Genomic DNA, 22043 nt, shown 5'->3' on the forward strand with positions numbered 1-22043 from the left:
GGCAGGCGATAGGGTTCGCGTCGTTAATGGTTAACGTCATCATATCACAGACTTTGTTTAATGAATATACAAACTATATCTAAACAAAGATAGACATGACGCGGCCGCGCGTAATATAATCGAAGGTAAGTTCATACACGCGGCGGAGAAAAGGAGAACACGCAGCTCATATCCCATTCGGGGTGAGTTCGTGCTTTCCTTTTCTTTTTTTACATACTGAAAGCGAGGGGTGCAGCATGTCGTTCAACGGACAACGGATACTGCCGGCAGCGCGCAAGGCCAAAGACCTGGAGAAGCTTCTGGCGCTGCCGTACGAATGGATCGTGCTGCTGGATATGCACGTCGGCCAGCTTCAGCCGCTCGTCCAGCTGGCGAAGTCGCACGGCAAGAAGCCGATCGTCCACGCGGATCTGATCGAGGGGCTAAAAAACGACGAATATGCGGCCGAATACATATGTCAGATGGCAAGGCCCGCCGGCGTCGTATCGACCCGCGCGGGGGTCATCGCCAAGACGAAGAAAAACGGATTGCTGGCGATTCAGCGGATGTTCCTGCTGGATACGAACGCCCTGGAAAAAAGCTATGCGATGTTCGAGCGGACGAAGCCGGACTACATCGAAGTGCTGCCCGGCGTGATCCCGCATATGATTGCAGAAGTATACGCGCGGACGGGAATTCCCATCTTCGCCGGCGGGCTGATCCGCACCGAGGATGACGTGGAGCGGGCGCTGCAAGCTGGCGCTTCGGCGGTGACGACCTCCGACAGGGAATTATGGCAGCTGTACGGGCAGGATGACAAGCAGGGGGGAAGGTCATGAAGCAGCGGTTCATACTGGCGATTGATCAAGGCACGACCAGCACGCGGGCGATCGTCTTCGACAAGGACGGGTGCGCAGTCAGCACCGCGCAGCAGGAGATTCGTCAATATTATCCCAAGCCGGGCTGGGTCGAGCACGATGCCAACGACATCTGGCTCTCGGTGCTGGCGGTCATCGCCCACGCCCTGTCGGACGCGGATATTGCGCCCGAGCAGATCGAGGCGATCGGCATCACCAACCAGCGGGAGACGGCGGTCGTATGGGACCGCGCCACGGGGCGGCCGATCCACCATGCGATCGTCTGGCAATCGAGGCAGACGAACGACATCTGCGAGGCGCTGAGGCAGGCGGGACATGAAGACCTGTTCCGGCGCAAGACGGGGCTGCTGATCGACGCGTATTTTTCCGGGACGAAGATCAAGTGGCTGCTGGATCATGTCGAAGGGGCGAGAGCGCGCGCAGAGGCGGGCGAGCTGCTGTTCGGCACGATTGACACATGGCTTGTCTGGAAGCTGAGCGGCGGACGGACCCATGTGACCGACTACTCCAACGCCTCGCGCACGATGCTCTACAACATACACGAGCTTGCCTGGGACGACGAGCTGCTGCGGCTGCTCGATATCCCGCCCGCGATGCTGCCCGAAGTACGTTCGTCCTCGGAAGTATACGGGCACACGACCGCGCACCACTTCTTCGGCCGGCAGGTCCCGATCGCGGGGATCGCGGGCGACCAGCAGGCGGCGCTGTTCGGGCAGGCGTGCTTCGAGCGGGGCATGGTCAAAAATACGTACGGCACCGGCTGCTTCATGCTGATGAATACGGGAGACGAGGCGGTCGAGTCCGCACATGGCCTGCTGACGACGATCGCATGGGGCATCGAAGGCAAAGTCGAGTACGCGCTGGAAGGCAGCGTGTTCGTGGCCGGCTCGGCGCTGCAGTGGCTGCGCGACGGCCTGCGCATGCTGAAGTCCGCGGCGGACAGCGAGACATATGCCGCCCGGGTGACGTCTGCGGATGGCGTATACGTCGTTCCCGCCTTCGTCGGGATGGGCACGCCATATTGGGACAGCGACGTGCGCGGCGCGATCTTCGGGCTGACGCGCGGCACGACCAAGGAGCACTTCATCCGCGCGACGCTCGAATCGCTGGCCTATCAGAGCAAGGATGTGCTGGACGTCATGACCGCCGACTCGGGCATCGCCCTGCGCAGCCTGCGCGTCGACGGAGGCGCCGTCGCCAACGATCTGCTCATGCAGTTCCAGAGCGACCTGCTCGGCGTGGAGGTCGAGCGTCCGGCCGCCCTTGAGACGACGGCGCTGGGCGCGGCCTATCTGGCCGGGCTGGCCGTCGGATATTGGGGGAGCCGACAGGAGATTGCGGCGGGCCGGCGGCACGACCGCACGTTCCGGCCGGCCATGCCGGAGGAGGAGCGGCGCGGCCTGTATGCGGGATGGCAGAAGGCGGTGCGGGCCGCGATGGCTTTTAAGTAACGGATGGGCCGACAAGTTAATAGCGGGTTGGAGATCGGGAGAGACCACGACATTCGTTTGGCCGCTGCAGGCGGCCCGCATGCGCGTGGTCTTTTACTATGGTGGAAAGAAGGGCTTGAGCGATGGGGCACATATTCTCGGCAACGGGGCGCGGCGATAGCTGGAGGCGGTTGAAGGAAGAGACGTACGACGTGCTGATCGTCGGCGGCGGCATCACGGGAGCGGGGATCGCGCTGGACGCGCAGACGCGGGGCATGAAGACGGCGCTCATCGACATGCAGGACTTCGCGGCGGGGACGTCGAGCCGGTCGACCAAGCTGGTGCACGGCGGACTGCGCTATCTGAAGCAATTCGAGGTCAAGATGGTGGCGGAGGTCGGCAAGGAGCGGGCGGTCGTCTACGAGAACGGCCCTCACGTCACGACGCCCGAATGGATGCTGCTGCCGATCTATCAGGGCGGAACCTTCGGCAGATGGAGCACGTCCGTCGGCCTTCGCGTGTACGATTGGCTGGCGGGGGTGAGGCGCGGGGAGCGGCGGAAGATGCTCGGCAAGGAGGAGACGGCGGCGAAGGAGCCGCTGCTGCGGCGCCAGGGCATGCAGGGCGGCGGTTATTATGTGGAGTACCGGACGGACGACGCACGGCTCACGATTGAAGTGTTGAAAAAAGCCGCCGCTGCCGGAGTGGATGCGCTCAACTATGTGCGGGCCGACAAGCTCGTTTATGATGGGGATGGCCGCGCGGCAGGGGTGGAGGCAGCCGATCTGATCGGGGGCAGCGGCTGCACGATACGGGCACGCCAAGTCGTCAATGCGACCGGGCCGTGGGTGGACGCGCTGCGCGAGCTGGACGGGTCCAGGCATGGCAAGACGCTGCGGCTCACCAAGGGCGTCCATCTCGTGTTCGACGGCGGGCGGTTCCCGCTGCGGCAGGCGGTATACTTCGACACGCCGGACGGTCGGATGGTGTTCGCCATTCCGCGCGACGGCAAGACGTATGTCGGGACGACGGACACCGACTACGCGGGGGATACGGCGCATCCGCGGATATCGGCGGCGGATCGCGACTACCTGCTGCGGGCGTGCAACGACATGTTCCCGGAGCTGAAGCTCGAACGCGGCGACGTCGAGTCGGGCTGGGCCGGCTTGCGACCGCTCATCTATGAGGAGGGCAAGTCACCCTCCGAGGTGTCCCGGCGCGACGAGATCTTCGTCTCGCACTCCGGGCTCGTCACGATTGCGGGCGGCAAGCTGACCGGCTACCGCAAGATGGCGGAGACGGTCACGGACCGGCTCGCGGCGGCGCTGCGGGCAGCTGGGTGCGGCCCGTACAGGCCGTGCGGGACGCGGACGATGCCGCTGTCGGGCGGCGATGTCGGCGGGTCCGGCGGGTACGCCGCGTTTGTGCGCGAGGCGACGGCGGCGGGCGAGCGGGCCGGGCTACCGCGGCAGGAGGCGGAGCGCATCGCGGCCCGGTACGGCTCGAACGCGGGCGCCGTATTCGAGCGGGTCGGGCGCTGGCAGACGGCGGGCGACGGCGGCAGACACGGACTGTCCGCCGGCGATTATGCGGCCCTGCTGTACGCGATCGAAGAGGAGATGGCGGTCAAGCCCGTCGACTACATGATCCGGCGGACCGGCGCGCTGCTGTTCGATATCGACTGGGTGCGCCGGCACAGGGATGGGGTAGTCGCCCTGATGGCGGAATGCCTGGGCTACGGCTCTGAGGAGCTGGCGGCGTACGAGGAGGAGCTCGACCGGGAGCTTGCGGCTGTGCGGTGCGAGTGAGCGAGAGGCGATGGCTCCCACATACCGCAGCATGGTCCGATCGCCTTCACTACGAGAGGCGATGGCTCCCACACCCCGCAGCATGGTCCGATCGCCTTCACTACGAGAGGCGATGGCTCCTACACACCGCAGCATGGGCTCATCGCCTTCACTACGAGAGGCGATGGCTCCCCCACACCATAGCATGGTCCGATCGCCTTCACTACGAGAGGCGATGGCTCCCCCACACCGCAGCATGGGCTCATCGCCTTCACTACGAGAGGCGATGGCTCCCCCACCCCGCAGCATGGTCCGATCGCCTTCACTACGAGAGGCGATGGCTCCTGCACACTACAGCATGGTCCGATCGCCTTCACTACGAGAGGCGATCGAACGCCCGCACCGCAGTATCGCCTCCACTGTCCGCACCGTTATAACTTTCTAATAACTTTGTTTAGCCAATAGACAAACTAAGTCGGAGGTGCTATGCTAAGAGCAGCAATGTAACCGAATTCATCCACCACTCAAGGAGGCATCCTGCTATTATGAGCCTGTTCCCGAATGTGCCGCAGATCAAGTACGAAGGCCGCAAATCCGACAATCCGTTCGCTTTCAAGCATTACAACGCCCAAGAGGTCGTGCTCGGCAAGACGATGGAGGAGCATCTGCGCTTCGCCGTCGCTTACTGGCATACGTTCAACGCGAACGGCACCGACCCGTTCGGCGCCGGCACGGCGGTCCGCAGCTGGGATTCGCTGTCCCCGCTCGATCGTGCCAAGGTGCGCGTCGAAGCGAACTTCGAGCTGCTCGAGAAGCTCGGCGTGCCGTTCTATGCGTTCCACGACGCCGACATCGCGCCTGAAGGCGCTACGCTCGCCGAGACGAACAAGAACATCGACGTCATCGTCGCCAAGCTCAAGGAGTTCCAGCAGTCCACCGGCAAGAAGCTGCTCTGGAACACGGCCAACCTGTTCACGAACCCGCGCTACGTATTCGGCGCCGCGACGAGCAACAATGCCGAGGTGTTCGCGTACTCCGCTGCTACGGTCAAGAAGATGCTCGAAGTCGGCAAGGAGCTGAACGGCGAGAACTACGTCTTCTGGGGCGGCCGCGAAGGCTACGAGTCGCTGCTCAACACGGATATGGGCCTGGAGCTCGACAACCTGGCGCGCATGCTGCATATGGCCGTCGACTATGCCAAGGAGATCGGCTTCGGCGCCCAATTCCTGATCGAGCCCAAGCCGAAGGAGCCGACCAAGCACCAATACGACTTCGACTCCGCGACGACGCTCAGCTTCCTGCGCAAGTACGGCCTGAAGGATCACTTCAAGCTGAACATCGAAGCGAACCACGCGACGCTGGCCGGCCACACGTTCGAGCACGAGCTGCGTGTCGCCCGTCTCGACGGCGCGCTCGGCTCGATCGACGCCAACCAAGGCGACTACCTGCTCGGCTGGGATACGGACGAATTCCCGACGGACCTGTACTCGACGACGCTCGCCATGTTCGAGATTCTCAAGAACGAGGGCGGCATCGGCAAAGGCGGCGTCAACTTCGACGCCAAGGTACGCCGGACCTCCTTCGAGGACGACGATCTGTTCTTCGCCCACATCGCCGGCATGGATTCGTTCGCGCACGGCCTGAAGGCTGCCGCCAAGCTGATCGAGAACAAGACGCTCGACAGCATCGTCGACAGCCGCTACGCCAGCTTCGGCGAAGGCATCGGCGCCGAGATCGTCGCGGGCAAGCACTCGCTCGCATCGCTTGAAGCGTACGTGCTGAGCGGCCAGAAGCCGATCGTGAACCGTTCCGGCCGTCTGGAGCAGATTCGCCAAGCGGTGAACGAAGTCATTTTCAGCGTGTAACGTGTAAAGTGTAATTAGCAGCGTGTAGTATTAAGTGTATTAAGGATAGAAGGAAACGAATCGAAGGAGACGGGCCACACATGAACTATGTCATCGGCATCGATCTCGGCACGAGCGCCGTCAAGGCGCTCCTCGTCGGGCAGGACGGAGCGGTGGCGGCCGAGGCCTCCCGCGAGTACCCGCTGTACCACGAGCGCTCGGGCTGGAGCGAGCAGGATCCGGAGGATTGGGTCCGCGCGACGGTCGAAGTGCTGAAGGAACTCGGCGAGAAAAAGACGGCGGCGGGCGACAGTATCGACGGGATCAGCTTCTCCGGCCAGATGCACGGGCTAGTGCTCCTGGACGGGGAGCACCGGCCATTGCGCCGGGCGATCCTGTGGAACGATACGCGCACGACGGCGCAGTGCCGCGAGATCGAGCGCAAGCTCTCAGACAGCCTGCTGCGCCTCACCCGCAATCCGGCGCTCGAAGGCTTCACGCTGCCCAAGCTGCTGTGGGTGCGCGAGCACGAGCCCGACGTATTCGCCCGCGCCGAATCGTTCCTGCTGCCCAAGGACTACGTGCGCTACCGGCTGACCGGCGCCGTCCATATGGATCTGTCGGACGCCGCGGGCACGCTGATGCTGGACGTGGCGGACCGCACCTGGAGCGGCGAGGTGCTGCAGGCGTTCGATATTCCCGCCTCGTTCTGCCCGCCGCTCGTCGAGTCCGTCGCCCAGACGGGCACGCTCGGCGAGTGGGCCGCGCGCGAGACGGGCCTGCCCGCCGCGACGCGCGTATTCGCGGGCGGCGCGGACAACGCCTGCGGCGCGATCGGCGCAGGCATCCTGCAGCCCGGCCTCACGCTGTGCAGCATCGGCACGTCGGGCGTCGTGCTCACGCACGAGCCGGACGCCTCTGCCGACTACGCCGGCAAGGTCCACTTCTTCAACCACGGCAAGCCGGGAGCCTTCTACGCGATGGGCGTGACGCTCGCCGCGGGCTACAGCCTCAGCTGGTTCCGCAACACGTTTGCCGCCGGCGAGCCGTACGACCAGCTGCTCGCGGGCATCGGCGACATCGCGCCGGGCGCGGGCGGCCTGCTCTATACGCCTTACCTGGTCGGCGAGCGGACGCCGCATGCGGACGCGGTCATCCGCGCGAGCTTCGTCGGCATGGACGGCGCGCACACGAGAACCCACTTCGCGCGTGCGGTGCTGGAGGGGATTACGTTCTCGCTGAACGAGTCGGTCGACGTGTTCCGCAAGGCCGGCAAGTCCGTGACGAAGGTCGTCTCCATCGGCGGCGGCGCCAAAAACCCCGACTGGCTGCAGATGCAGGCGGACGTCTTCGGCGCGGAGGTCGTGCGGCTGGAGAGCGAGCAGGGGCCGGGCCTGGGCGCCGCGATGCTGGCGGCGGCCGGATGCGGCTGGTTCGACAGTCTGGAGGCGTGCGCGGACGTGTTCGTCAAGCATGCGGCCTCCTACGAGCCGGATGCAGGACGCACGCAGCGATACGGCGAGCTGTTCGGCATTTACCGCGACGTGTACGCCGCGACGAAGCCGCTGAACGAGGCGCTGGCCGCTTTTCGCAGCTAGGGCTTCAATGATAAGATAGACGGGAGGAGCTTGCCCCTGACGGGCGGGTGCCTCCCTATAGTGAGAGAGCTCCCCGCAATTCCGGCCGGTAACCGGAGGGGGGCTCTTTGTCTTGTCCGGCCACCGCCAGAGGAACGCGACGGGATGCCAGGCGTAATAGAAGGTATAATGGTTGAAATAGAGGTGATGTCGATGGGCGATCATACGGACGGGTTGATGCGGGCGCATATCGAGGCGGCCGGGTACGAGCAAGGAAAGGCGGTGCTCCGGAACGTGACGATCGAGGTCCGGCGGGGCGAACGCGTCGGCCTGCTCGGTCCGAACGGAGCGGGCAAGAGCACCGTCATGAAGGGGCTGCTCGGACAGCTGCCCTACTGGATCGCGGACGTCGCTTGGGACTCGTCTGCGGCCCCCGGCGACGCGGCCGGTGCACAAGGCGAGATGAACCGGCAGGTCGCCTACATACCGGAGCAGCCGATTCTGTACGAGCGGCTCACGCTGTGGGAGCATCTCCAGCTGGCTGCCGCCGTGTGCGGCATCTCCGAGGCGCGGCTTGCGGAGCGGGCGGAGGAGCTGCTGCGCAGATTCCGGCTCTCGCATGTGAAGCACGATTATCCCGTCAAGTTCTCCAAGGGCATGCAGCAGAAGACGATGCTGGTGGCGGCCTTTCTGCTGGAGCCGTCGCTGTACCTGGTCGACGAGCCGTTCATCGGGCTCGATCCGGGGGCCATCATGGAGCTGCTGGAGGCGCTCGACGAGGAGCGCGCGCGAGGGGCGGGTGTGCTGCTGACGACGCATGTGCTCGACTCGGCGGAGCGGCTGTGCGACCGGTTCGTGCTCGTCCATCAAGGGAGCGCGGCCGCCGCAGGCACCGTCGCCGATATCCGGGCGGCGGCCGGCATGCCTGCCGGGACGCCGCTGTTCGACTGCTTCCGTCGGCTGACGCTGACGGCGGAGGACTCATGAAGGCCGGCCGATCAATCGGGCGCAGCGGTCCGTGGCGGCTCGCGCTGAAGCGCTGCCTGGCGTTCTGGCGCGCATCGGCCAATGCCTGGCGCCTCACGCTGGACTGGACCGTGCTGCTCTACCTGGTGCTGCCGGGGCTATGGATACTCGGCGGCATATACACCGACTGGCTGCGCCATCCGCCGGACTGGCTCGCCCGGCTGCCCGAGCGCACGTCGGCCGCGGCGCTGGCCGCCCTCATGCTGCGGGCGAGGCTGCGCACGTTCGCCGATCCCGGCGACGCGCTGTTCCTGCGCGCGAGCCGCCGCTGGGTCGCGGCGCTGACGCGCGCAGGCCTCGCCTACACGCTGGCGGCGAGGCTCGCCGTGGCAGCAGCGGCAGGCGGCCTGCTGCTGCCGCTGCTGCCGGCCGAGCCCGCCTGGCGGCTGGCGGACGGAGCGGTGTTCGTCCTGGCCGCCGCGCTCACGGGCTTCATCTGGACGCTGCTGCGCGACCGGGCGGAGCGGCGCTGGCGGGGCTGGCGGCGTATGGCCGCCGTCTACGGCGGGCGGGTGGCGTTGTTCGCCGCCTGGCTGCCGGCCGCCTCGATCTTCACGGACGGCGCCGCATCCGCGCTCGCCGTCTATAGCGTCGTGGCGGCGCTGGCCGCCGCGGCCGCATTGCTCGGCCTGCTGCGCATGCGCATGCAGGGCATGTTCGAGCAGGAGCTGGGCGCAGAGCGCCGGGCCTACGCGGACAACGTCGGCTGGGTGCTGACCGACACGCCGCGGACCCCGCGTCCGCCCGCAGGCAGACGGCCTGTGCTGCTGCGGCGGCCGGGGCCGCTGCTCCGCAAGCGGGACCCGGCTTCCCGTATCGCAGAGCTCTGGCTGCGCAGCATGGTCCGCGACGGGGATATGATGAAAAATCTGATCTACTATACGCTGCTCGGCGTCGCAGCCGTATGGCTGTCGCCGCCCTGGCTGGCCGCGCTCGCGTGGTTCGGCATGGGCGCGCTGCTGCTGTGGTGGCTGAAAGGGCAGTGGGAACTATGGGTCGGGGAGCGCTACATGTCGCTCTTCGAATGGGGCGAAGAACCGAGGCGGATGGCCGGGAACGTCGGGCGTCGGCTGCTGCTGCGCCCGGCAGCGCTGCTGTGGAGCGCTGCCATCGGGCTGCATGCAGGCTGGCTGTACGGAGGGCTATGGTGGCTGGCGGCATTGGTCCTGCCTGCCGTCTGCTATCCGCTGCTCGGCCCGATGAGCCGCGCGATCTCCGCGCTGTCCATGCGCAGAGCCGCCCGCCGGGAGACGCGCGAGCAGGACAGACGCATTACATGAAGCCTGACCTGGACGGATATGCTATGGCTATTCGTTCGAAGAAAGGAAGGCGTACCGCGATGACCCACGGAGCCCTGATGTTTGAATTTCCCGACGAAGCGAGCGCGCGGCAGGCTTGCGGCACGCTGGACGAGCTGGGCTACGAGCCGCAGCTGCATGGCGGGGGCGTGCTGCATATTCATGTCGAGCGCGAGGATCTCACGAGCGCGCTGGAGATCGCCCAGAGCCACGGCGGCCGGCTGGTGTCCGAGCAGGCCGCCGCGGACGGCGCGCTGACAGCCTCGGCCTATGCGCTGGACGCGCTGACGATCCCCGCGCATACCGTGAACGAGGATTGGGAGCCCGCCTACTTCGGCGGGGAGCCAGAGGCGCCGCAGGCGGGAATTGACCGTCCGGCGGCACAGCCTGCAGACGCCGCGGACGACGGCAGCTACAACCGCTTCGAGGCATACTGAACGAGCGGGAGGGTGAACCGCGCGTCGTCCCGAGACGACGGCGATCGGCCATTCAGGGGACAGCTGCCATCACCGGTCAGCCGATCCCCCCGCCAGCCTCCGCCGACCCGGCGGCATTCAGCCCGGCCACATAGCCGGTCGAGAATGCCGCCGTAATATTGTAGCCCCCCGTATAGCCGTGAATATCGAGCACTTCTCCCGCGAAGTAGAGCCCCTGCACAAGCTTGGACTGCATCGTTTTCGGATCGATCTCCTTGAGATTCACGCCGCCGCCCGTCACGAACGCCTCCTCGATCGACAGCGTGCCATTTATGTCGATCGGGAAGCCCTTGAGCAGGCCAGACAGATGGAGCCACGCCTGCTTCGGGATGTTGGCGTGCGTCGTATCTCCGTCGAGGCCCGCCTGCGCGAGCAGCAAGGGGAGCAGCCGCTCGGCGACTGCGCTCTTCAAGACGTTGCGGACGGCCTTCTTCGGCTCCTCCGCGCTCAAGCCATACGTATAATCGTACACCTGCGCCGCGCTCATGTCCGGATACAGATCGAGCGTCAGCCGCACCGGCGCGCCGCCGCTTTTTTTGAGCTGCTTCACGACGAACTGGCTGCACCGCAGCGCGATCGGCCCGGACAGGCCGAAGTGCGTGAAGATCATATCCCCCCGGTGTGTCACGAGGGGCTTGCCCTTGTCTCCCCATACGGTGAGCGTCACGTCGCGCATCGACAGGCCCTGCAGCTCTCTGCTCCGGATGAAGGGCTCGCCGGAGGTCAGCGGCACCTCGGTCGGGAACAGCTCGGTGATCGTATGCCCGGCCTGCTCGGCCCAGGCGTAGCCGTCGCCGGTCGAGCCCGTATGCGGCACCGACTTGCCGCCGACCGCGACGACGACGGCGGAGGCACCATAGCGGCGGCCGTCGGCCAGTCGCACGCCGGTCGTCCTGCCGTCCTCGTACAGCACCTCGGCCACAGGCGCATGCGTCACAATCTCGACGCCCTGCTCTCTTACTTTGCGCACGAGCGCGTCGACGACTGTCTTGGCCTTGTCCGTGACGGGGAACATGCGCCCGTTGTCCTCTTCCTTCAGGCGAATGCCCATCTCCTCGAAAAAAGCGGCGATATCGCGGTTGCCGAACACGGACAGCGCGCTGTACAAAAACCGGCCGTTGCCCGGTATATGCCGGATCAGCTCGTCCGTCTCCTTGGCGTTCGTCACGTTGCAGCGCCCGCCGCCCGAGATGCCCAGCTTGCGTCCGAGCTTGTCCCCTTTGTCGAGGAGCAGGACGCTCGCGCCGGACCGGCTGGCGGCGATGCCCGCCATGAGGCCCGCCGAACCGCCTCCGATTACGATCACGTTATAAAAATCCGAATTTTGGTTATTTATATTACACTCCACGCTTCATACCCTCTCTGTCGCCTTGCAATTGCAACCTTTTCCTAATATATAGTTTAAACTATATTCCTATTATTGTAAGCGGAATGTTTATATGTTTTAATCAAAATGATTGCTCGACAACACAGGACGTCTGTGCGGGGGGATTCCTATGGTCAACAACCTGCTTCTTCAAGTCCTTATCGCCCTGCTGCCAGTAGGAACCTTCCAGGTCTGGTACTCGCGCCCGCGTCAACTGAAGCATTCGCGTTACTTTATCGGTGTCGTCTGCGGACTCAGCATGATGCTCGGGCATTGCTACAATATTCATTTTGACCCGGTTGTGCTCGATTTAAGCTTCATTGCGATCATTATCGCCTCCCTGTACGGAGGTATTGTGTTCGGTGTCGCGCTGAGTACCGTGTACACGCTGCTGCATTTCTACGAGATGAACGATCCGGCCGCCATTGTCGGCTTAGGCGCGTTTTTTGTTTTCTACTTAATCTTTATCTACAAGGTTTCTTCTTCCTTTCGCATTCAGAACCGCAGCGCGAGGATGAAGACGATCGTGCCGCTGTGGGCGATCGGTCTGGCCGCCCATTTTATATCGCTAATCGCCGCATCCATCAACCACGATGAGCTGCCGGGTGACAATTTCGGCTGGTTTTTCGCAGCTTATATGGTCGCCTACGCGGGGATCGTTCATCTATCCGTTTATTACATTGAGATCGCTTACGAACGGGTCAGCCTGCAGACGCAGCTCAAGGAGCTGTCCAGCCAGTACAAGCTCGAATCGATCCGGATGCGCCAATTTCTCGACGTCGTCCCGCTTGCCGTCATGTTTATCGACGGCAAGGGCCGTATCGCGCACGCCAACAAGACCGCGCTGGAGATGGGCAATGCGGCAGCGGCGGAGGCGGACGACCTGCATTATACGGAGATGGCCAGGCAGATGGGCATCGAAGATTCGGCGTCCGTCATTCACGCCATCCTGCAAGACGGGGAGAGCAGGGCGTCGGGCGTGTTCAAGCTGGAGGGCCGCTCGATGCTGGCTACGGCTTGTTCGGTCAGCGAGGCCGGGCCCGACAGACAGTCGCGGGGCGTCGTCTATATTGCGCAGGACATTACGGATACGCAGCGGCTCAAGGACGAGCTGGATAAGATGGAGCGGCTCAGCCTGGTGGGGCAGATGGCGGCCAGCATCACGCATGAGATCCGCAATCCGATGGCGGTCATCCGGGGATTCGTGCAGCTGTTGAACGAACGCAGTCCCGCCGAGCAGCGCTCTTATTTTCGCATCGTCATGGAGGAGCTGGACCGGGCCAACGCCATTATCAACGACTTCCTGTCGCTCGCGCAGAACCGGATCGTGGAGAAGGAGACCGGCCGCCTCCAGTCCGTGCTCAAGGACATGATGCCGCTCATCTGGGCGGACGCGAATCTGCGGGGACAGTCCGTCGAGCTCATACTGTGCGAGGAGCAGGATGCGCTCGAGCTCAACGGCAAGGAGATCAAGCAGCTGATTCTGAACCTGGCCCGCAACGGGCTGGAGGCGATGGACGACAAGGGCGTGCTGCGAATCGAGACGCGCGACCTGGGGGACCGGGTGCAGCTGCTCGTAGCCGATACGGGAGGCGGCATACCGCCGGAGAAGGTGGAGCGGCTGTTCGAGCCGTTCTATACGACCAAGGAGCAGGGGACGGGACTCGGTCTGGCGCTCTGCCTGAGCATCGTCGAACGTCATGAAGGCCGCATCGAGGTGCAGTCGCGGGTAGGCGAGGGGACGACGTTTATCGTCACCTTCTGCAAGAGCGGGCATGCGTGCTGGGCGGCAACCGTATAGGCATGTGTCAAAAGGCGTACAATACTCCGGAACGCTCATACGTACAAGGAGGGACACGGATGGCAGGCAAGCAGCCGAAACAGAAGGGACACAGTCCGGCTCCGGCGCGGGATAGAGAGCAAGCATCTCCGCTGGCCCCCGGCTTCGACAAGAAGCTCGACGGCCCGAATATTCCCTCGACCTGATCCGGTTCGGAGCAGCCCGGCGGCAGCGCCGGGCTTTTGGCGCTTTTGACGGCCTGCGCATGACCGCGCTATAATAACGTAAGCGGCAATCCGCCGATTAGCGACTCATGCGAAAGCGAGGGATAGGCATGTCTATGTCATTCGAACGATATATGCTGGATATGATTCAGCCGATGCGCGACGATCTGACCCGTGTGGGCATCCAGGAGCTTAGAACGCCGGAGGAAGTCGAGGCGGTGCTGCCGGACAGCAAAGGAACGACGCTCGTCGTCGTCAACTCGGTATGCGGGTGTGCAGCCGGCCAAGCTCGTCCGGGCGTAGCCGAGGCGCTTCGCCACGATGCGCTGCCGGATCATCTGTTCACCGTATTCGCGGGCCAGGACAAGGAAGCGACGGCCAAGGCAAGAGAATACTTCGCCCCGTATCCGCCGTCTTCGCCGTCGATCGCCCTGCTGAAGGACGGAGAGCTTGTGCACTTTATCGAACGTCATCAGATCGAGAACCGCAGCGCCGAAGATATCGCCGCCGATCTGACCGATGCCTTCGACCGTTACTGCCGCTAATGCGGACCATGCCGCGGATGAGCGTTCATCCGCGGTTTTTTTCACGAATTGGCAGGAGCCGAGGACGGGCTCGTTGTTTCAGGTGCGACGAAGCCGTCTTACATATGTAGAAGGACATGAGACAGGAGGCGTTCATATGAGTTTGCAACAAGACATCGTAGCGCGCTTGGGCGTGAAGCCGTCGATCGATCCCGAAGCCGAGATCGCGAGGCGCGTCGGGTTCCTCAAGGACTATGTCAAACAAGCGGGCGCAGCCGGCTTGCTCATCGCGATCAGCGGCGGCGTGGACAGCGCGGTGGCTGCAGGTCTGTGCAAGCGGGCGACGGACGAGCTGTCGGCGGAGACGGGCAGGAAATACATGACGCTCGGCGTATTCCAGCCGTACGGCGAGCAGGAGGACATCGCCCATAGCTACGCTGTGGCCGAGGCGTTCGATCTCAAGCACAAGGTGGAGACGAACATCGAGGAGGCGGTCGACGAGATCGCGCTCGAGACCGAGCATGCGTTCAAGTCGCTGGGCATGTCGCGCCATGTCAGCCGCGGGGGCAAGGGCAACATCAAGGCGCGCACGCGCATGGTGGTGCAGTATGCGCTGGCGTTCGATCTGAATCTGCTGGTCGTCGGCACCGACCATGCGTCCGAGGCGCTGACTGGCTTCTACACGAAGTGGGGAGACGGCGCGGTCGACATCACGCCGCTCAGCTCGCTCAACAAGCGCCAGGTGCGCCAGGTCGCGCGGGCGCTGGGCGTGCCGGCCGAGGTGGTGGACAAGGCGCCGACGGCAGGTCTGTGGGCGGGCCAGACCGACGAAGCCGAGCTGGGCGTGAGCTACGATGACAACAGCGACTATCTGGAAGGCAAGCCGATCCCGGACGCGGCGCGCGAGATATTGGAGAAGCATTATCAGCGTACGCATCACAAGCGCCAGGCGATTCCCGGCATCTGACCCGCAGCGATGATTGAAGGTATAGGGATAGACGTCGTCGAGATGGAGCGGATGGCGAAGCTGCTCGCGGGCGAGAGCGGGCCCAGGTTCGCGGCCCGCGTGCTCACGTCGGCCGAACTGGAGCGCTACGCGGGAATGCAGCCGCGGCGCGCGGTCGAGTTCGCGGCGGGCCGGTTCGCGGCCAAGGAGGCGGTCGTGAAGGCGATCGGCTGCGGGATCGGCAGCTGCGTCGGCTTTCGCGACATCGAGGTGCTGCCGGACGAGCGCGGCCGTCCGTTCTGCCGGCTGTCGCCGGAGGCTTGGGGGAGGCTCGGCATGGAGGCGTCCGCCTACCGCTTGCATGTCGCGATCACGCACGAGCGGCGGCTGGCGGCGGCGACAGCTACGTTGGAGAGAGTCGAATAAGCAATGCCGAAGCCCGGCCGATCTGGCCGGGCTTTTGTTGGCGCTGCGATGCGGGACGGGCGGGGAACGCCGCGGCGTCTTATTTCTTGGCGGACAGCCAGACGGCGAGTGCGTCGATCTGCGCTTCAGTGAGACGGTCCTTCATCGCCGGCATGAGCTCGCCGCCGTCCGCGATCTGGCGGGCGATCTGCTCCTTGGTCAGCCTGGCGCCGACAGATCGCAGATCGGAGGCGGCGCCCATCTTGCCCTCCAGGCCGCGGCCATGGCAGCTGATGCAGTTGCTGCGGTACAGCTCCACCGTCTCGGCAGGACCCGCCAGTGCGGCCGACGCCGGGGCGGAGGCGGCGGGGCGGGCGGACTGGCCGCCGCCGCAGGCGGAGACGATCAGCGTCGTCGTCAGCAGGACGAGCGCGACAGCCGGCAGGCGGGGGGACGTATATATTTGCAAATTTACCCCGCTCCTTTTGTTAAGTATAATAAATAGAATCTACATCTTAAGACAGGCTTCCTTGGAGTGCAACGATGAGCATACGCTATTTTAACATATTAATGAATCATCTCGAAAAGATGCAATTCGAAGTTACCGCCGCCTCCTTCGAGGAGCTGACGGGCCGGGAGACGGAGCCGCCGGATGTTTACGACTGCAACCGGGCGCTGCTCGTTACCGGAGGCAAGGGCATTTTACATATGGACGACCGCTCCTTCCCGATGAAGGCAGGCACGTTCAGCTTCCTGCTCGCAGGAAGGCAGCATTCGATGCAGGCGCAGCGGGGCGAGACATTGTCGTATTGGTGGTGCCACTTCCGCGCGAGTTATGCGGACAGGGCGATTTTCAAGGAGATCGGCATGCCCGAGCATGTGAGCATTCCCGATCCGCGGGAAGCGATCGCGCTGTTCGAGCGCATCGGGCGCAATCTGCTCGCGGACCAGCCGACCTCGCGCCTGCGGCTGAAGACTTCGTTTATGGAGCTTGTGAGCGTTTATTTGGACCATATCGTAGCGGATACGGGCATTCAGGAGACGCCTTCGCCGGAGATCGAAAAGCTGGAAATCGTGCTGAGCTACGTGGACGAGCATCTGGCGGATTCGATCACCGTAGAAGATTTAGCGGGATTAATCTTTTTGCACCCGAATTATTTTATCGTTTACTTCAAAAGTCTGATGGGCTGTTCGCCGATCCAATATGTGAACCAAAGAAGGCTTGAGGTGGCCCGGACGCTGCTGGCCGATCCGGCTTGCAACGTGTCGGACGCGGCGAGCCGGATCGGCATGAAAATTTATTATTTCTCGAGAATGTTCAAGGCGTATACGGGGTTGACGCCGAGCCGGTACAAAAAGCTCGTGCTCGGTACGGCCAAGCCTGTCCTCGGATCCGGCGATCCTGGCGAACCGCGTGGTCAATAGGGCGCTCGGGACAGCCGCGCTGCGTGCAGGAAAGATGAAGGAGAGGGTGACGGCGTGAACGAGCGGGAGATCAAGTCTTTTTTTAGCGGCGAGCTGCTGGCGTGGTACAGGCAGGCGAAGCGCGACCTGCCCTGGCGGCGCAGCAGGGATCCGTACCATATCTGGGTGTCGGAGATTATGCTCCAGCAGACCCGGGTCGATACGGTAATCCCGTATTTTAACCGGTTCATGGAACGGTTCCCGACGATCGGGGCGTTGGCCGGGGCGCCCGAGGAGGACGTGCTGAAGGCCTGGGAGGGGCTCGGCTATTACTCGCGGGCCCGCAACCTTCAGGCCGCGGCCCGCGAGCTCGCGGACAAGCATGACGGCAGGCTGCCCGACGACAAGAGCGTCGTAGCCGGCTTGAAGGGGATCGGCCCGTATACGTCGGGCGCGATCATGAGCATCGCATTCGGGCGTCCGGAGCCGGCGGTGGACGGCAATGTCATGCGCGTGCTGTCCCGCTACTTCTGCATTGACGAGGATATCGCGAGGCCGGCCGTACGCGTCGGGATGGAGGGGCTCGCCCGGGAGCTGATCCCCGAAGGCGAAGCGTCGGACTTCAATCAGGCGCTCATGGAGCTGGGCGCGCTCGTATGTACGCCCAAGTCGCCGAGCTGCCTGCTGTGCCCGGTCATGGCGCACTGCCAGGGCCGGCTGGCCGGCCGCGAGACGGAGCTGCCGGTCAAGAGCAAGGCCAAGCCGCCGCGGCCCGAGCTACGCCTGGCGGCGCTCGTTCAGGACGCTGCGGGACGTGTCCTCGTCCGGCAGCGTCCGGACAGCGGCCTGCTCGCCCGCATGTGGGAGCTGCCGCATATCGCCGTTCCCGAGCGCGCCGACTGGGAGTCGGAGACGCAGAGCCCGGCGCTGCTCGCCGCAGCGCTGGCTGCCGAGGGGATGCCCGGCCTCGTCGAGCCCGGCGGACTGCGCCATGCAGCGGATGCGGAGCATGTGTTCACGCATCTGCACTGGTATTTGCGCGTCTTGGGCGGCAGAGCTGCGAGCGCCGACGGGTCGGCGGCAGCGGCGAATATCGCGGCGGAGCGCGGGAGCGGTTATCTGACCGAGGCGGCCGCGGCCTCGGAGACGGACGGCGGCAGCGCGGCGGGCGGACCGGCGGCAGCGCTGCCGCCGGGCTACCGCTGGATCGGCCCCGCCGAGTTCGAGCAGCTGGCTTGGCCCAACGTGTTCAGCAAGCTGCTGGGTGCGCACTTCAGCGGTAGCCTGGATAGCATGGTCCAACCAAGCAAACGCCGCCGATAGTGCGGGAATAGCTGTCGCGAAGGCCGATATCCGCTGCCCGGAGCGAGGTTGTCGGGCAATGAGCCATACAGGCTGCGCAACAAAAAAAGCCAGGGCCGCGTGCTGCGACCCTGGCTTGTACCGCGTTCAAGCTTGAACTGGCGTCCGAGCTTACTTGGCGGCTTCGTAACGCTTGCCGACTTCTTCCCAGTTGACCACGTTCCAGAACGCGCCGATGTAGTCCGGGCGCTTGTTCTGGTACTTCAGGTAGTAAGCGTGCTCCCATACGTCGAGGCCGAGGATCGGCGTCTCGCCTTCGAAGATCGGGCTGTCTTGGTTCGGCAGGCTGTATACCTTCAGCTTGCCGTCCTTGCCGACAACGAGGAATGCCCAGCCGGAGCCGAAGCGAGTCGTAGCCGCAGCCGCGAACGTTTCCTTGAACTTGTCGAAGCCGCCCAGCTCGCTGTCGATCGCAGCAGCCAGCGCGCCGGCAGGAGCGCCGCCGGCGTTCGGGCCGATCGTCTCCCAGAACAGGGAGTGGTTGGCGTGGCCGCCGCCGTTGTTGCGGACAGCGGTGCGGATGGACTCCGGCACAGCGTTCAGGTCGGAGATCAGATCGTTCAGGCTCTTGTCCGCCAGCTCGGGAGCAGACTCAAGCGCCTTGTTCAGGTTCGTAACGTAAGTATTGTGATGGCGGTCGTGGTGGATCTCCATCGTGAGCGCGTCGATATGCGGCTCGAGTGCGTCGTTAGCGTAAGGAAGAGCGGGCAATACATGTGCCATAGTGGAACAGCCTCCTTAGAATAATAACTGGAATGGAAATCTTCTTTTGTATTATCTCCGATTTTAAATACTAAAGCAACATGGGTGTTTAGAAAGTCGGAGAACCACGCGCTTCCATCGGTACAGCATAACCGGGCGCCTTCGCATTTATACAGCGAATTAACATTTCCTGTCGTAAATGGGCAGGGATAAGACCTTTTTCCTATAAAAATCGATTTGGGATCAAATTCGGCGATTTTCGCGGGAATTATGGAGTTTATCATATGTAAACGTTTTATATAAAGCGTTTTCACTGCTTTGCGCGCAATTTCTCCAAAATAATTTATGCGATCTTCCTAAAATAGCATGAAATTCTCACGAAATTGTCGTAATATAAAAAGACGTTAAAGCGATGTTCACAGTTCAGCCTCTACTTTAACTGAATTCGGGGAGACAGGCTCATGCAGATTCGGACTTTTCAATTGTCGGATTATCGCTTGGTATCCGAACTTCTGACGGTTGCACTGTCGGAGGAATGCTGTGAGGAGACGATGTCGGCATTATCCCGCCAATTGTCCTGGGACAGCGAGCTCGTGCTCGTAGCCCTTAAGGACGATGAGATCGCCGGGATCATGATCGGCACGATCGATCATAGCAAAGGATATGTGTATCGGATTGCCGTCCATCCGGAGCGGCGCCGCCAGGGCGTCGGGCGCGGACTCGTGTCGGCGATGAACGCGCGCTTTCGCCAGCGCAACGTGCATAAGGTTTTTGTCGCAGTGGACAAGCACAACGAACTATTGCTTCCGTTCTACCAATCCGTTAGTGAAGAGATGCTTAAGCTTGTGACGCCGCAGCGTCCGCTATCCATCGTAGCAGGCTGAACACCGTGCTTACGCTTTTAACGCAACATGCTTCACAGAGATCAGGAGAGCATATCTTACGTGTCGACAGGCGCCGGGCACCGGTTGCTTTTGGCCATAAGATATGCTTTTCTTATACAAGCATTTCGAGGTCCGCTAAGGCATGATATACAAGGACGGTTTAGTTGGGCCGGTTGGGTTGGTGGCAGAGCTGTCGTAAAACTCTTCAGAATAATTCTTATAAACACTCACTCGAGCAACCGATAAGTAGTCTTTTTAAACTCATAACTTTATTCTTTTGCGTGTCGTTAAGCGTCTCGGCAACGATTTTAGCAATTAAAGAGATGGTGTCGCGGAATAGCTCAAGCGATAAAGTGCAGTTAAGCGTTATCTTCTGATTCTTTTGCATTATTGACCTCTTCGGCTTTCAGGCTTTTTTGCTTCTCTTAATCTTCCATCGTAATGTAAATATTTGTCGATAAATAGTCTTATCGTTCCTTAACTTTCCATGTATGATGAGGGCATTACATATTTGGGGAGTGGTTGGGTTGAAAAAAGCAAAAGTGGTTGCTGCTTTTTGCGTGTTTTTCGCGCTATTATTTTCACACATAGGATCTTTAAGCGCTGCGGATACATGGGTTACTAAAGCATCTATGTCACTTGCACACGCTTACGGAGGAAGTGCGGTTTTAGACGGTAAGCTTTACGCAGTATCGGGTGAAATTAATCAAGGCGTTACAAATATTGTTGAGGCATACGATTTTGCTACAAATACGTGGAGTACGAAAGCTAATTATCCTATTTCAGTTGTAGGCGCCACTGCAGTTGCATTTGACAACAAAATATACGTTTTTAGCGGTTCAACTTCACGCGGCTCCCCTGAAACAGTCCAAAATGTATATGAGTATGATCCCAATAAGAACATATGGACTTCCAAAGCAAATATACCCACCGGACGAGTGGGGGCTTCGGCTGTTGTATTTAACAACAAGATTTATGTAATCGGTGGAATGAAGAATGGAAATATAGAGTTAAATGTTGTGGAAGTATATGATCCTGCAACTAATACTTGGTCAACAGCGGCAAATTTAAATTATGCAAAATTCACCGGGACAGCGTTTGTGTATCAAAATAAATTATTTTTTCTTGGCGATAAACTTGAGGAATATAATCTAACTACTAATACTTGGGTCGCCAAGCTTCCTGGGTTTACTCCAAGCAGCTATATGTATTCTGTAGTGTATCAAAACGATGTTTATGTTACATTTTGGGGAAACCTTTTAATTTATGACCCTATAAACAATGTACTAAAAGATACTATAGCAATACCCGAGACGAAACAAATGCCTTTCATTGGCTTGATCAACAATTCAATTATCTTTGCAGGTTCCTGGAAGCCATATACTGCTACAACTGTGGGATATACCATTGAATCAACCCTTCCTAATGTGCCCACAAATCTGTTGGCGAGTCCCAGTGATCATTTAGTTTCTCTTGAATGGTCATCTATAGCAGAAGCCACGAGCTACAATGTAAAACGCTCCACGACAGCAGGCGGACCTTACACGACCATTGCAACGGGCGTTACCGGCACGACATACAATGACAACGGTCTGACTAACGGCACAAAGTATTATTACGTCGTTACAGCAGTCAATACAGGCGGCGAGAGTGGCAATTCGAACGAAGCAAGTGCGATTCCGACCGCACCAGTATCGGCCAGCCGCGCACTCCTGACGATTCATCTGGTCGGCGGAGCTGAGAAGGAATACGATCTGTCCGCAACTGAACTGGACAATTTCCTCGACTGGACCGAATCCGCAACGCAGAATTCCAAATATAAATTCATCAAGACGTTTAACAAAGGGCCATTCAAGACTCGTGCTGAGTACGTGGTATTCGGTAAAATCGTGAATTTCGATGTGGATGAATACGATCCAACTGAATAAAACTCATCGATCGTCTGGCTGTCGCCGGGCGGTCTTTGCTTTTCTTTAGAGCATTTTTGCGGATTTACTTTACATTTTCTATAGCCGGTCGACGTGGGTCATATAGCTGCAGGGCTTTTGTTTATTTATAAATGTTTTGAAGTCGAGCTCCCCATCCAACGTTACAACAAAGACTCGTTGTCGCAACCTTGCTGCAAAAAAATGTTGCTAAAGGCACGTAAAC

20 protein-coding genes are annotated in these 22043 nt (G+C 61.4%); 17 read left to right on the forward strand and 3 right to left on the reverse strand.

Annotated features, from left to right (window positions below):
- Window positions 1-236: 236 nt before the first annotated feature.
- The 8 genes from VQ071_RS02380 (at window position 237) to VQ071_RS02415 (ending at window position 10256) form a co-directional block, all read left to right on the forward strand.
- Window positions 237-818, forward strand: a complete 582-nt coding sequence (locus VQ071_RS02380) for a glycerol-3-phosphate responsive antiterminator (RefSeq protein ID WP_340512239.1) — start codon at window positions 237-239, stop codon at window positions 816-818.
- Complete coding sequence (gene glpK / locus VQ071_RS02385) at window positions 815-2308, forward strand: glycerol kinase GlpK (RefSeq protein ID WP_340512240.1); 1494 nt, start codon at window positions 815-817, stop codon at window positions 2306-2308. The genes VQ071_RS02380 and glpK overlap by 4 nt, the downstream gene beginning before the upstream one ends.
- 122 nt (window positions 2309-2430) lie before the next feature.
- Window positions 2431-4095, forward strand: coding sequence for a glycerol-3-phosphate dehydrogenase/oxidase (locus tag VQ071_RS02390; RefSeq protein WP_340512241.1), 1665 nt, complete (start codon window positions 2431-2433; stop codon window positions 4093-4095).
- Between the two features lie 524 nt (window positions 4096-4619).
- Window positions 4620-5939 carry a xylose isomerase gene (xylA, locus tag VQ071_RS02395; RefSeq protein ID WP_340512242.1) on the forward strand — a complete coding sequence of 440 codons (1320 nt, stop codon included), beginning with the start codon at window positions 4620-4622 and terminating at the stop codon, window positions 5937-5939.
- 80 nt (window positions 5940-6019) lie between these two features.
- Entirely contained in the window at window positions 6020-7516 is a 1497-nt protein-coding gene (xylB, locus tag VQ071_RS02400) for a xylulokinase (RefSeq protein ID WP_340512243.1), read from the forward strand.
- A gap of 192 nt (window positions 7517-7708) precedes the next feature.
- Window positions 7709-8482, forward strand: coding sequence for an ABC transporter ATP-binding protein (locus VQ071_RS02405; protein ID WP_340512244.1), 774 nt, complete (start codon window positions 7709-7711; stop codon window positions 8480-8482).
- Window positions 8479-9801, forward strand: coding sequence for an ABC transporter permease (locus VQ071_RS02410; RefSeq protein WP_340512245.1), 1323 nt, complete (start codon window positions 8479-8481; stop codon window positions 9799-9801). The genes VQ071_RS02405 and VQ071_RS02410 overlap by 4 nt, the downstream gene beginning before the upstream one ends.
- 59 nt (window positions 9802-9860) lie before the next feature.
- Window positions 9861-10256 (forward strand): hypothetical protein, encoded by a 396-nt coding sequence (locus VQ071_RS02415; protein WP_340512246.1) that lies wholly within the window; start codon window positions 9861-9863, stop codon window positions 10254-10256.
- Between the two features lie 76 nt (window positions 10257-10332).
- Here VQ071_RS02415 and VQ071_RS02420 read toward each other — a convergent pair whose 3' ends face one another.
- Window positions 10333-11601, reverse strand: a complete 1269-nt coding sequence (locus VQ071_RS02420; RefSeq protein ID WP_340512247.1) for an NAD(P)/FAD-dependent oxidoreductase — start codon at window positions 11599-11601, stop codon at window positions 10333-10335.
- Between the two features lie 190 nt (window positions 11602-11791).
- Here VQ071_RS02420 and VQ071_RS02425 point away from each other — a divergent pair, with 190 nt between their 5' ends.
- The 5 genes from VQ071_RS02425 to acpS all read left to right on the forward strand — a co-directional run bounded on the left by VQ071_RS02425 (window position 11792) and on the right by acpS (window position 15561).
- Window positions 11792-13462, forward strand: a complete 1671-nt coding sequence (locus VQ071_RS02425; RefSeq protein ID WP_340512248.1) for an ATP-binding protein — start codon at window positions 11792-11794, stop codon at window positions 13460-13462.
- A gap of 59 nt (window positions 13463-13521) precedes the next feature.
- Complete coding sequence (locus VQ071_RS02430; RefSeq protein ID WP_340512249.1) at window positions 13522-13647, forward strand: hypothetical protein; 126 nt, start codon at window positions 13522-13524, stop codon at window positions 13645-13647.
- A 128-nt stretch (window positions 13648-13775) separates the two neighbouring features.
- Complete coding sequence (locus VQ071_RS02435; RefSeq protein WP_340512250.1) at window positions 13776-14210, forward strand: BrxA/BrxB family bacilliredoxin; 435 nt, start codon at window positions 13776-13778, stop codon at window positions 14208-14210.
- A 136-nt stretch (window positions 14211-14346) separates the two neighbouring features.
- Window positions 14347-15156, forward strand: a complete 810-nt coding sequence (nadE, locus tag VQ071_RS02440; RefSeq protein ID WP_340512251.1) for an ammonia-dependent NAD(+) synthetase — start codon at window positions 14347-14349, stop codon at window positions 15154-15156.
- 9 nt (window positions 15157-15165) lie between these two features.
- A complete protein-coding gene (gene acpS / locus VQ071_RS02445; protein ID WP_340512252.1) occupies window positions 15166-15561 on the forward strand; it encodes a holo-ACP synthase in 396 nt (131 codons plus the stop codon).
- A 79-nt stretch (window positions 15562-15640) separates the two neighbouring features.
- Here acpS and VQ071_RS02450 read toward each other — a convergent pair whose 3' ends face one another.
- The gene (locus VQ071_RS02450; protein WP_340512253.1) at window positions 15641-16009 is read right to left on the reverse strand and encodes a c-type cytochrome; all 369 of its coding nucleotides are present in this window, start codon (window positions 16007-16009) and stop codon (window positions 15641-15643) included.
- Between the two features lie 74 nt (window positions 16010-16083).
- Between VQ071_RS02450 and VQ071_RS02455 the strand changes: the two genes are divergently transcribed.
- Together VQ071_RS02455 and mutY are read left to right on the forward strand one after the other, a co-directional pair.
- Window positions 16084-16965 carry a helix-turn-helix domain-containing protein gene (locus VQ071_RS02455; protein ID WP_340512254.1) on the forward strand — a complete coding sequence of 294 codons (882 nt, stop codon included), beginning with the start codon at window positions 16084-16086 and terminating at the stop codon, window positions 16963-16965.
- 54 nt (window positions 16966-17019) lie between these two features.
- On the forward strand, window positions 17020-18267 hold the full coding sequence (gene mutY, locus VQ071_RS02460; RefSeq protein ID WP_340512255.1) for an A/G-specific adenine glycosylase: 1248 nt from the start codon (window positions 17020-17022) through the stop codon (window positions 18265-18267).
- 150 nt (window positions 18268-18417) lie between these two features.
- Here mutY and VQ071_RS02465 read toward each other — a convergent pair whose 3' ends face one another.
- Complete coding sequence (locus VQ071_RS02465; protein ID WP_340512256.1) at window positions 18418-19029, reverse strand: superoxide dismutase; 612 nt, start codon at window positions 19027-19029, stop codon at window positions 18418-18420.
- A gap of 440 nt (window positions 19030-19469) precedes the next feature.
- On the opposite strand from VQ071_RS02465, the gene VQ071_RS02470 reads away from it, so the two are divergent.
- Window positions 19470-19892 carry a GNAT family N-acetyltransferase gene (locus tag VQ071_RS02470; RefSeq protein WP_340512257.1) on the forward strand — a complete coding sequence of 141 codons (423 nt, stop codon included), beginning with the start codon at window positions 19470-19472 and terminating at the stop codon, window positions 19890-19892.
- Window positions 19893-20419: 527 nt separating this feature from the next.
- A complete protein-coding gene (locus tag VQ071_RS02475; protein WP_340512258.1) occupies window positions 20420-21820 on the forward strand; it encodes a Kelch repeat-containing protein in 1401 nt (466 codons plus the stop codon).
- Window positions 21821-22043: the final 223 nt, after the last annotated feature.

Source organism: Cohnella sp. 56 (assembly GCF_037963805.1).
Taxonomy (GTDB): domain Bacteria; phylum Bacillota; class Bacilli; order Paenibacillales; family Paenibacillaceae; genus Cohnella.